The following is a 12,088-nucleotide window of genomic DNA, read 5'->3' on the forward strand; positions in this document are numbered from 1 at the left end:
ATGCGCCCACGGCATTTGGGCCAGTGTCTGTAAAACTAGAATCGAAGCTCAGCCAGGGCGAAGTGCTCGCGGAGTTAGAATTGCCTCAACGTCAGACGCCGAAACAAACGTTGTTGCGCATCCGTGTGCCGGATGGCTGGGAGGTCGTTTCCGGAAAAGCTGGCAAAGACCAATTGAGAGTGGACAACAACGGGACGGTGGATATTTCTTCGTTGAAGGGGAATGTCAGCATGCGGTTTCAAGTGAAGAAGCTGTTGAGGTAGGATGCGAATATCCTTCGATATCGATGATACGCTGGTGTGCCATCATCCGGGAGCAGCATGCGGAGTTCCAAGGTTTCAATTATCCGTTTGCATATGGAGTACATATCAGGCTCTGGCTCCTGGCACATGGATTCGGGTGCAAGAGGTGATCAGTCAGGATATTCATGGTCACACTCTCCAACGTCAGCGATGGAATATTTACCATCTAAATTTCCACCGGCATTTGGGATTAATTTGCGCATCGCTGACTCGCAAGAAGTGGCCATGGAGGGCCAATGGCTGAGTTCTGAGTGCTGCTGATAACTTCGTCAGGTTATCTTTCCTATAATGCAGCTTGTTTGTAGCTCCATTTCGAGCTATCATCCCGGCGTGAAATCCAGTTTCTCTTCTCACTGGTTCCGTGCGTTGCTCACGGTATGGTTGGTATTTTTTTGTTTCAACATTCAAGCCGAATCAAAACGCATTCGATTGCGCAATGAAATCATCACGACCGACGGCATAAACAAAACTTCACAGTCGCAGCAGATGCGTTTGAACGAAGGCTCAGTGGATGGACTGTATTTGATGCAATTTGAAGGCCCTGTTCAAGAGGAGTGGAAGCAACAACTGGCGGGAATGAACGTTCAACTGGTGCGATACGTTCCTGACGATTCATTCATCGTCAAATTAAACAGTGTTCGTTTAAGCCAATTGCAGGCACTCAGCTATGTCAGGTGGGTGGGACCTTATAAACCAGAATACAAGGTTCATCCTAAACTGACGACCGCAACTCAAAGCGCACTGAAAACTAATGGCACGACCGTGGTGAGCATTTTGATTTCTCCGACGGCAACGGAAAAGGAGCTCGGGGAAGCCCGCGGATTGATGTCGGCGATTCATCACGAAAGTCATCTGCGTCAGGGCACAGTTTTACGCGGAGTGCTCCCCCCTGCCCGACTGAATGCGTTGGCAAAATCTGATGCCGTGCTATGGATCGAGCAGGCGTCGAAGCGCAAACTGGTGGATGAAACTGCTTCGAAGATTGTGGGTGGCGATGATGGTGTTACAGGAACTCCCACCATTACCCAACAACTTGGTTTTACCGGCACCAATGTGACCGTGGCCATTGCGGACACGGGACTCGACAGCGGTAATACCAACACGATGCATCCTGACTTATTAGGACGCGTCAGAGCATTGCTCTATTACGGGAACCTGACCGATGCCTCGGATGAACACAGCCATGGAACACACGTGGCAGGTATCGTGGCCGGCAATGCCGCCACGGGTGAAGTGGATGCCAGCGGCGCATTGTATGGGCTTGGTGTGGCGTCACAGGCGAACCTCGTCATTCAACGTATTTTCGATGGTGATGGCAACGAAGTGGATCCACCTCCCAGCGACGAAACTATCACGCGTGATGCCGTGCGCGCTGGCGCGAAAATCGGCTCGAATAGTTGGGGCACCGATGTCCAGGGCGGATACGATATTGATGCTGCTGCTTTCGATGAATTGGTGCGGGATGCGGATTCGGTCACGCCTGGGGATCAGCCTTATATTTTGGAATTCTCGGCTGGCAATGCCGGACCTGATGCGCAGACAATGGACAGCCCGGCAACAGCCAAAAACGTATTGGCGACTGGAGCTTCCGAGAACGGCGGACAAATGGACTTCGGACTTTACGACGACAGTCCGGATACAATGGCAGATTTTTCCAGCCGTGGCCCGTGCGAAGACGGCCGCATCAAACCCGATGTTGTTGCGCCGGGAACCTTCATCGCTTCACTGCAATCTTCGGCGGCCTCTTCTCAGTTCGCCTGGCTGCCCATCGATAATTTCTACATGTACATGGGAGGGACGAGTCAGGCTGGTCCGCACGCCTCCGGCGCGGCTGCGGTGTTCGTGCAATATTACAAAAGCCTTCATACCAATGCCGTTCCATCTCCCGCACTCGTAAAAGCGGCGTTAATCAATTCCGCGGTCGAGCTGGACAATTCAAATGGCGGGCCCGGACCAATCCCTAACCATGACGAAAGCTGGGGACGGCTGGCATTGACCAATCTATCGGCTCAGCCCGCAGCTACGAATATGTGGATCAGAGTGTGTTGCTGACCACGGGTCAAATTTATGAGCATCACACTTTTGTTCAAAGTTCGGACCAGCCTTTGAAAATCACCATGGCCTACACCGATGTGCCGGGCTTTCCGGGAGCGATTCCGGCGTTGGTGAACGATCTGGATCTTGAGGTGGTGGGACCGGATGGAACAATTTATCGCGGCAACCAGTTCGATGCAGGAGAATCTGATCCGGATGCCTCTGATTCCGACCAAATAAACAACGTGGAGGCAGTCCATCTGGCTGAACCCATACCCGGAGATTATCTCGTGCGGGTTCGGGCGCGCAATGTGGTGCAGGATTCCCGATTGGATACCCAGGCCATCGACCAGGATTTTGCGCTCGTTATTTCCGGAGATTTTCCTCAGGCACGTGGAGGGATTGTACTGCTTGATCGTAGCGAATATACCTCGCCGGGTGTAATCAAGCTGGTGGTGCTCGATGCCGCCAAGGCCGCGAGCAATACCGTAAGTGTCCTGCTTATGAGTACCACCGAATCCGCCGGTGAGAACTATTTATTGCATCCTTCGGGAAATTACGGCGCGTTCACCGGTTCTGTGGTGACCGTGGTTGGCAATGCCGCCGTGGATGCCAAACTGGAAATTCACAACGGAGACGTCATACAAGCTCAGTACGTTGACGCGGGAGGAAGCAACCACATCGACACGGCGGTGGCACGACTTGGTCCACCAGTGCTCAGTGGTGTGATTGCCTCGGTCGATCTGGGAGTAATGACCATTACCTGGCAAACGGACGAACCTGCCAACTCCATCGTCCGCTACAGCACGAATTTTACCTTCAACCTGTCCGTGACCAATTCCACGCTCACAACCAATCATGTGGTGAAACTGACCAATCTCATTCCTGGCGCGACATATCATTTTCTCGTGAGTTCTTCCGATGAAGCCGGAAATTCCGCCACCAATAACAATGCAGGAGCCTATTTCAGTTTCGTTGCGGTGCAGACGCCAACTGTGTTGCTGGTCGATGCCTATGAACCTGACGACAGCTCCCCAGTCATCGATGATGGCGCTTATACGAATGCGCTGGCAGCCACAGGCCTGGGGTATAGCTTTTGGAAGGTAACCGAACGCGGTTCACCACAACTTGCGGACTTGAAACCTTTCCAGGCCGTCATCTGGCGCATTACCGATGGCATTTATTATGATGGAACCAACAATACCCTCAGCGCAGGACAGCAAACGATGATCCAGAATTATCTGAATGGCGGCGGCTCTTTCATGATGTCTTCGATGGGAATTCTCAGCTTGTTGGGAGATGTACCATTTCGCAGGAATGTGTTCCAGGTGCGCGGATTCAAGCTGAATGACAATCCTTATTTCCCCTGCACAGAATGCGATGAACAATTTGGCGTGCCGGCGATTCAAGGGGCGGATGGCGATCCGACCACGACTGGCATCAATGTAACACTTGATTACAACAATTATGCCAACATCGATCTGGGGGACGGCACAGTTCTGGGACCCGACTTCTCGGATACTTTCACTCCTGGCACCAACGCCGCACCGATTCTCTATGAACCGGCATCCGGCAAAGTTTGCGGGATACGGTTTCCGAAAACAGGAGTCGACAGCCGTGGTCGGGTGGTGTTTCTCTCGTTCCCGCTTGATACCGTGCCCGCGAATGGAGCCACGCCGAACAACGAAGTTATTTTGTTACGAAACATATTGAACTTCCTCGTTCCGGGAGCCAACGGCGTGGGCAGAATTGCACTCGACTCCAGCGCTTATACGGTGCCAGGCCGGGTCACCGTCGAGGTAGGTGATTCCGATTTGGCAGGATTGGGCCAAACGCAGGTCACCTTCTCCACCTCAGCAACAAACCATGTGAACATAACATTGAGTGAGACACCGCACGCTGGACTCTTTCGGGGCTTCCTCACTCTCGTTGGCACCAATGCACCAGGAACAAATCAATTACGTGTTAAAAATGGCGATGTGCTCACGGCAAATTATTTGGATGTTTCGGCAGGCAGCAATGCGATCGCGACTGCTACAATCGATACGGTTCCGCCGATTATTTCCAATGTCTCGACACTTACAGACTTTGCTGACGCGACAATAAGTTGGACCACCTCCAAACCAGCGGATTCGCTCGTGCAGTTTGGCGAATCGACGCTTCTGGGTCGAACGGCGTACTCTGGGGTGTTGAAGACGAACCACTCAGTCATGCTGACCGGCCTATCGGCGAACCGAGATTATTACTTTCAAGTGACCAGCCGTGATGACGCCGGAAACACGACCGTCGATGATAATCAGGATCATTTCTACACCTTTCACACCCTGAAGGCCATTCAACCACCCTGGATCGATAATCTGGACTCTGGTGCTCGAGGTTGGACGGTTGTTCCCGGCAGCGGAACGGACATTAATTGGACATTGGGAGTTCCAGCCAACGCCCTTCAGACGAATGCTTTTTCGCCGCCCAATGCCTGGGGAAGTGATCTTACATATACTCCCATCAGCCAGGCGGATACTTACCTTTATAGTCCAGTACTGGATCTCTCTGGTGCCAGCAAAGTAACGCTGACTTTTCAGGATAGTTATGATTTCACCTCGCAAGACATTCTGGAAATTGCCGAGTTTATGATCAGCACGAATAGTGCCACTGCGCCGGTTTCCCTCGTCGTGTTTAACAACGGGACTGCATCACCTGATTGGGAGGAGGAAGCCATTGATCTGACCCCTTATGCAGGTAAAACGGTCCAACTGGTATGGCATTATGCAGCCTTCTCGTTGTTCGGGAACAGCCCTGCATCGGGCTGGATGATTGACGATGTCTCCGTAAGTGTGCCGGACTTGAATTCAGCGGGTACGATTGTGGTATCGAAGGATATTGCCCAAGGGAGCTTTTCATTGACCGGGCCATTAAACCAATCTGGACAAGGACTTGTGACCGTCATCAGCAACGCACCACCCGGCCAATACGTGGTCCATTTCGGTGACGTTGCATTTTACCAAACTCCCCCCAATCAGACCAACACACTGGCACCATCCAGTTCCCTGCTCTTCCTGGGAGACTATACCTTTGCTGACACCAACCACAACGGGATCTCCGATGCGTGGGAACAATATTATTTTGGTTCTGCGTCCGCCAGCCGGACACAAGCCACCGATTCCGATAGCGATGGCATGTCGGACTTCGCAGAGTTCATCGCTGGTACGAACCCCACCAATGCGGCGTCCAGATTGAGCTTCCTATCAACAACAATCCAAACCAATGGATTGGTCAAACTTGAATGGGCAGCCATTCCTGGCCGGACTTATGAAGTCTTGAGCAGTACGAATCTTACAGTCTGGTCGCCAGTCACGGATTGGTTGCAGTCCTCGGGCAGTCCTATGTCATACACAACGACGAATGTGAGCCGTGGCCAACATTTGTACCGCGTGCAGGTGCGCCCATGATTGCTTGTTTAAAGAGTCTATTTGGGCTTTGGTAATGCCGTGTTAATTGCTTTTAACAAACCTTATGGTGTGCTTTCCCAGTTCACGCGGGACGGTTCGCCAAATCGCCCGCTTGCGCACTTCGGTTTTCCGAAAAACGTCTATCCGATTGGGCGCCTGGACGCTGATTCAGAAGGTTTGCTCTTACTGAGCGATGAAGCCGCATTGAACGAAAGACTGCTGCACCCCCGTCAGCAGCATGGAAGGATTTACTGGGCTCAGGTGGAACACGTTCCCTCCCCGGAAGTTTTAACCAGATTAGAAAAGGGGGTGATTGTTCAAGCGCGGAGGACATTGCCATGCAAAGCCTGGCTGATTGACCCACAACCAGCGGTGCCGCCGAGAGTTCCGCCGATTCGGGAACGCAAGAGCATCCCGGCCGTGTGGGTCGGACTGGAGCTTGTCGAGGGTAAGAACCGCCAGGTCCGCAGGATGACCGCAGCCGTTGGTCATCCAACATTACGGCTGATGCGAATGCAAATTGGAAAGTTCCAATTGGCCGACCTTCCAGCCGGAAAATGGAAGGTGCTTACTCCTGCAGAAAGGGATATGGTGTTGATGGAGGAATCGAAGATTTGAGTTGCAAAACACCAGTTAAACGACAATAGTAGTTATAACGCATTGTTTTTAACGTAGTGAAGAACATTCAAAATTCTGTCGTGATGTCGGGAAAGGGTGCTCCTGAAGTGTTGGAGGAATTGGTTCACCATGCCGAACAAGCCTCGGCCAGTGATATTCATCTTCAAATGACCGGGAAGATTGCGCAAATAACCTTTCGCCTGGACGGAGTGATGACTCCCGGCATGGAACTGCCTGAAGAGCTGGCTGAGAGGGTGTTCGGGAGAATCAAATTTCTTGCTCGTTTAAAAACCTACCAGGAATCCTTGCCACAGGATGGTCGCATCGACAAATCAGCGCTCAACTCTGAGAATGACATCCGGGTGGCCACCTACCCTACAGTTACGGGGGAAAAAATCGTTCTGCGCCTGTTTAACAGTTCCGCTGCGAAAAGGCTGCATGAGTTGGAGTTACCGGATGAAGCCTGTTCAGAACTCAAGCAATTTTTGCAACAGAACGCTGGCTTGCTTCTGCTGACTGGTCCGGCTGGAAGCGGCAAAACCACCACCATCTATGCATGTCTCAAACATCTGGCAGAGATGGGCGGCAGGCATGTTATCACGGTGGAAGATCCAGCCGAGCAAATCATACCCGGCATCATGCAAACGGAGGTGAATGAAGCGCGCGACCTTACCTTCTCGACTGCCGCGAGGCATTTATTGCGACAAGACCCGCAGGTGCTGGTGATAGGTGAGATTCGCGATGCGGAAACCGCGAACATCGCCGTCCGAGCGGCACTCACCGGGCATCTGGTAATCACCACACTGCACGCCGGCTCCTGCAAGGGAGTGTTTGAACGTTTGCAAATACTCTGTGCGGATCATTCCGCAGTGGCGTCAGCCGTTGAAGTGGTTTTCAACCAGCGACTCATCCGCAGACTTTGCCAGGATTGCAAAGGCGCTGGTTGCCCGGGCTGCCTGCAAACTGGTTATCGTGGTCGCGTTCCCCTTGTCGAATGGTTGCGGATGGATGAAAAGTTGCGGGCAAGTGTTCGCCGTCAGGAATTGCAAGACATACGAGCTCGACAACCACTCGAACAAGGTGCGCGTGAGTTGTTGGGCCGTGGCATTACCAATGAAGCGGAATACAGGAGGATTTTAGGTATATGAATTACGATGAGTTTGCATTTTTCAACCAACAACTTGCCGCAATGTTACGGGAAGGAATTCCTTTGGAGGGCGCGTTGCATCGGCTCTCAGCCGATATGCGGGACAAGCGATTGCAGACGGAGATCCAGTTGCTCGAAGGTGATTTGAGAAATGGGCTTTCGCTTAGAGATGCTCTGAAAGCAAGGAAACTTCCGGATTTCTATGTGCAGATGCTCATGGTGGGAGTAAATGGCAATGACCTGCTCGGAGTGCTGCTCTTGGTAGCCGATTATTATCAACGGGCTAACACCATTTGGACCCGACTGAAGGGACTGTTGGTTTATCCCTTGATTGTGCTGATTGCTGCTTTTGCCCTCTCCACCTTCATCACCATTCTTGGCACCTGGCTGATAGGCTCGGATAACAGCGGTCTTTTTCAAACCCCCATTCCTCCGATGATCATGATCAATCTTTGGGGACCACCGATTCTGACCGGGGCGATGCTTTTGGGAATACTGGTGATTCTCCTCGTGCCTCAATTCCGGCGCGGGATGCGTTGGCGACTGCCTGCTTTCAAGGAAGCGAAGCTTGCACAAACCGCCTCGGCCATGTCTCTACTCTTAAATCATGGCGGTAATTTATATCAGGCAATCGGACTCGTTCGTCAATTGGAGGCCAATAGTCCGGCCAGCCGTGAGTTGGACGAATGGCAGGAACGATTGAGCAATGGAGATGGAAAGTTCTCAGGGATGGCTGCCAGGGGAGTTGTGTTTCCTCCGCTATTTCTATGGTTGGTTGGCAATGCCGGGGAAGACCTCGTCGGCGGTTTTCGGCGGGCTGCAGAAATCTACGGCGCCAGGGCAGTGTATCGCGTGGAAATGTTCCTTTATGCCGCACTGCCGTTTTCCATCATCGCTCTTGGCTTCATGATCGTGTGTCAAATCTTCCCGTTATTAAAGATAGTGACAGGCTTGATGAACGGAATCGATTCCGTAGGCAACTAAGATGAATGATGAAATGGACATTCTTAAGCTGATCCTGGGAGCCATTTTATGGTTTCTCTTCTGGCTTGCTCCGCTTTGCGCATTGCTTTTCACGGGATATGTGTGTTTCAGCCTTCCGTTGAAACGGCAGGAGCGGGCGCGATTTTTTCTTGATTTGCTGGATACCGCATTGAGAGAAGGAAAACGCGTTGAAAATGTGCTGATTTCGATTTCGGAAAGTCGGGATCGATCCATGGGCGTGCGGTTTCATCTACTGGCAGCATATCTCGAAACCGGAATGAGACTTGGCGAAGCCTTGGACAAGGTTCCCCGTCTCCTTCCAACACAGATTTCGACCATGCTGAAAGTCGGGGGGCAAATAGGGGACATTGGAAAAATGTTACCAGCCTGCCGTCAGCTTCTCAAAGATGCCCAATCGCAAACACAGGGGGCAATTAATTACCTGGTGCTTTTGGCCTTCGTTATCACACCCATGGGCATTTCCATTTTCGGAGTTTTGGAAACTTTCGTCATGCCGCAGTTTGAGGGAGTCGCTGTAAGCATGGGGGCCCAAAACTCACACAGTATTGCTTTTCTGGTAGTACATAAAACCCTGTTAATCTCCATTCAAATACTTCTCCTTGCCGTCGTTTGGTCAGTGGCATTCTGCTATATCGGCGGCCCTCGGCTCACGACCTGGACCAAATCCGGCGCGGCCGGAATTATTGATCGGCTTTTCTATGCATTGCCGTGGCGAAGAAAGCGGATGGAGAGGGATTTCTCAGCAATGCTGGCTGTGCTTTTGGACTCCGGCACACCAGAGCCTGAAGCGCTGCGCCTGGCGGCGAATTGCACCGCCAACGGGGTTTTCCAGACAAAGACAGGTCTCGCTGTTGCCGCCTTACAACAAGGGACCACGCTGCCAGAAGCGGTGCAAAACCTTGACCAGAGCGGAGAATTCGGTTGGCGGTTATCTCATGCCATGCGCACCCGTGGAGGTTTTTTGAAAGCAGTCCTGGGTTGGAACGAATCCCTGGATGCAAAGGCGTTTCAGCAGGAGCAAGCCACCGCGCAAGTTATCAGCACCGGCCTTTTATTGGCCAACGCGTTACTGGTGGGCTTTGTGATGGTCAGCGTCTTTGGAGTATTGATTTCGATAATTAGGATGGAATTGTTATGGTAATCAAAAAACAGCGTCCGAGCAGTGGGGAGTTGATGACCCTGGCGTGTTTTCAATCTCGCCGCAATTCCCGCAAGAAACAAGAGGAGGGTGCACTGACCACCGAATTAATGGTGGCTTTGGGAATCCTGGTTGTCACCATGTTACCGCTGGCGGTGGCATTCACACGCGAGCATAGGCTGATCCAAACCTCCTACCAGAAATCGGTGGCGATGGAGATTATTGATGGAGAAATGGAAATTCTCGCTGCGGGCGAGTGGCACAATTTCCAGCAGGGAACGCACCCCTACCCGCTCCATGCACAGGCTGCAAAAAATCTGCCGACCGGTAAAGCGATGCTCACTGTAGATGCTCAGCGCCTGCGCCTGGAATGGGTTCCAGAAGAGAAGGGTTTCAGAGTGACAAGGGAGGCCGTTGGAAAATGAAATTGAATCGATCCAATGTCAGTCAGACAAGCGGGATCATGCTCATGGAGTGTATCATTTATGTAGGCATGTTCTTTCTTTTTCTCGGCCTGGCATTTTCCCTTTTTTATGTCTGCTGGGACAATTCCAAAGGCCTAAAGCGAAATGCCGATGATATTGTGCGGACGCTTAAAGCCGGCGAGCGTTGGCGCGAAGACGTGAGAACTGCCACCGGTCCGTTACATCTCCAAGCCGGCGATGAGGAAGAGATTTTGCATATTCCCCAAAAACTTGGGGAAGTGCTCTACTCCTACTCCAAGGATAATGTTCGTCGGCGTCCGAACACAAACGCAGCCTGGACATCTGTGTTGGAACATGTCAAATCTTCGCGCATGCAGGAGGACAGACGCCAAACCGTTCAGGCTTGGCGCTGGGAAGTAGAGTTGAAGGCCTGGAGAAAGAGCCCACGCACCCCTCCCCTATTCAGTTTCGAGGCTGTTCCCAACCAACACCCATGAATTTATTAACCCCACAAACAACAAAACGAAGTCGCCAGTCCGGTTCGGCAGTTTTCATGGTGTTAGGCATAATTGCTCTCATGCTGGTCTTTGTGGGCGTAAACCTTGTCACAGTGAACACTTTAAGTCGTGAACTGAAACTGATTGAAAAGAAGCAAATCAAACATTTAAGCGGAGCGCAGTCCAAAGATAGAGATTCGACCAAAAATTGAGCGTATGAAAAAGATCGAAACTCTGGAATCCTCTTTGCGATGCTTTACCTGCGGATTGATTTCGCTCATCCCGTTTTTTGGAGTGCCTGCCATAATACTTGCAAACAAAACGTACTTCCGAGTTCAAATGGGAACTGCAGGGCAATGGAATGCCGCCCAATCCTATCTCATTTGGGGGTTCATGCTGGCCTGCCTCGGCGTCCTCATCAATCTTTTGGCTTTCGCTCTCACCATTTTAGTAGTAGTAAAAGTCGTATCAGATGGCTGAGCGCGACTCGAAGCTGGCGTGAACAGCTTCGATGGCAAAGCTCGTTCTGATCCGGAGATGAACTTCCTTCCATTAGTCGAACTGGAGCTGCGCCAACTCTCCCGCAGGCCGCTGACATTTCGGCTACGGATGGCCAGCGGATTTGTGGCTGGCCTTACGAGCCTCGCGATTCTGGCTATTGCTATTGGCATGGGTAAAGATGCCACCCAGATGGGACGCTGGCTTTTTACGTTTCTTTCGCTCATGGCTTTTGCCTTGAGCCTGCTCGCGGGGCCGATCCTCACAGCCGATTGTTTAAGCGAAGAAAAGCGCAATGGTACCCTGGGTTTGTTATTCCTCGCCAACCTGAGGAGCGATCAAATCGTCGCCGGAAAGCTGGTTGGTTTGGCCATGCCGGCAATCTTTGCATTGCTCGCGATCGTTCCAGTTCTTGGAATTACTTTCTTTCTCGGCGGGCTCACCGGGGCTGAATTGATCCGAGTGGCCCTCGTGTTGGTGAACACATTGATTTTTTCGTTGTCAGCGTCCCTTCTGGCCTCCGCCATTTTTAAGGAGGGAACGCAGTCGCTGGCTGCTGGCAGTTTTTTGATGCTTGCCATGTCCATCGGGTTGCCGGCAATTGGGTATGCTCTCTCAGCGGCAAAAGCGCAGCCAGCGATTGAATTCCTGCTGTTCAGCCCGGTTTACACTCTAAGGCTCGCGCCCGAAAGCGGCTTTCAAGGAAATGGCCTTTATTTCTGGCTTTCACTCGGCACGATATTTCTCACGAGCTTTGGATTTCTCGTAATAGCCTGTTTGGTATTGCCGTTTACCTGGCAGGACAAACCGGCTCGCTCCGGGATTGGAAGCTGGCTTGATCGGCTCAGAGTCAAACTGACGAAAGAAAAAGGGGGCGGAGGTCGAGACCGGCATCTTTTGGACGTGAGCCCAATCCTATGGCTGGCGCATAGACGTCATGGCGGAAAACTCGGCATCTGGTTATTTCTGCTGGTCTCG

Annotated in this window: 11 protein-coding genes and 1 pseudogene; all 12 read left to right on the plus strand. The window is 51.9% G+C overall.

Features of this window, described 5'->3' with window-relative positions:
- Positions 1 to 263, plus strand: a pseudogene (locus CFLAV_RS31005) (hypothetical protein); the annotation flags it as partial.
- 369 nt (positions 264 to 632) lie between these two features.
- Positions 633 to 2,354, plus strand: a complete 1,722-nt coding sequence (locus CFLAV_RS31010; RefSeq protein ID WP_160164703.1) for a S8 family serine peptidase — start codon at positions 633 to 635, stop codon at positions 2,352 to 2,354.
- A complete protein-coding gene (locus CFLAV_RS31015; protein ID WP_150107698.1) occupies positions 2,333 to 5,782 on the plus strand; it encodes a choice-of-anchor J domain-containing protein in 3,450 nt (1,149 codons plus the stop codon). The genes CFLAV_RS31010 and CFLAV_RS31015 overlap by 22 nt, the downstream gene beginning before the upstream one ends.
- Before the next feature lie 39 nt (positions 5,783 to 5,821).
- Complete coding sequence (locus CFLAV_RS31020) at positions 5,822 to 6,400, plus strand: pseudouridine synthase (RefSeq protein ID WP_007418905.1); 579 nt, start codon at positions 5,822 to 5,824, stop codon at positions 6,398 to 6,400.
- Positions 6,401 to 6,456: 56 nt separating this feature from the next.
- Positions 6,457 to 7,548, plus strand: a complete 1,092-nt coding sequence (locus tag CFLAV_RS31025) for a GspE/PulE family protein (RefSeq protein WP_150107699.1) — start codon at positions 6,457 to 6,459, stop codon at positions 7,546 to 7,548.
- Positions 7,545 to 8,531, plus strand: coding sequence for a type II secretion system F family protein (locus CFLAV_RS31030; protein ID WP_007418907.1), 987 nt, complete (start codon positions 7,545 to 7,547; stop codon positions 8,529 to 8,531). Before CFLAV_RS31025 ends, CFLAV_RS31030 begins: the two co-directional genes overlap by 4 nt.
- A gap of 1 nt (position 8,532) precedes the next feature.
- The gene (locus CFLAV_RS31035) at positions 8,533 to 9,693 is read left to right on the plus strand and encodes a type II secretion system F family protein (protein ID WP_007418908.1); all 1,161 of its coding nucleotides are present in this window, start codon (positions 8,533 to 8,535) and stop codon (positions 9,691 to 9,693) included.
- Positions 9,687 to 10,115, plus strand: a complete 429-nt coding sequence (locus CFLAV_RS31040) for a type IV pilus modification PilV family protein (protein WP_007418909.1) — start codon at positions 9,687 to 9,689, stop codon at positions 10,113 to 10,115. The genes CFLAV_RS31035 and CFLAV_RS31040 overlap by 7 nt, the downstream gene beginning before the upstream one ends.
- Entirely contained in the window at positions 10,112 to 10,612 is a 501-nt protein-coding gene (locus CFLAV_RS31045; protein WP_007418910.1) for a hypothetical protein, read from the plus strand. The genes CFLAV_RS31040 and CFLAV_RS31045 overlap by 4 nt, the downstream gene beginning before the upstream one ends.
- Positions 10,609 to 10,824, plus strand: a complete 216-nt coding sequence (locus CFLAV_RS31050; RefSeq protein ID WP_040550985.1) for a hypothetical protein — start codon at positions 10,609 to 10,611, stop codon at positions 10,822 to 10,824. Before CFLAV_RS31045 ends, CFLAV_RS31050 begins: the two co-directional genes overlap by 4 nt.
- Before the next feature lie 4 nt (positions 10,825 to 10,828).
- A complete protein-coding gene (locus CFLAV_RS31055; protein WP_007418912.1) occupies positions 10,829 to 11,092 on the plus strand; it encodes a hypothetical protein in 264 nt (87 codons plus the stop codon).
- A gap of 18 nt (positions 11,093 to 11,110) precedes the next feature.
- Positions 11,111 to 12,088: ABC transporter permease (locus CFLAV_RS31060; RefSeq protein ID WP_150107700.1), on the plus strand; the 978-nt coding region annotated here is incomplete at its 3' end.

It is taken from the genome of Pedosphaera parvula Ellin514, from assembly GCF_000172555.1.
Classification (GTDB): domain Bacteria; phylum Verrucomicrobiota; class Verrucomicrobiia; order Limisphaerales; family Pedosphaeraceae; genus Pedosphaera.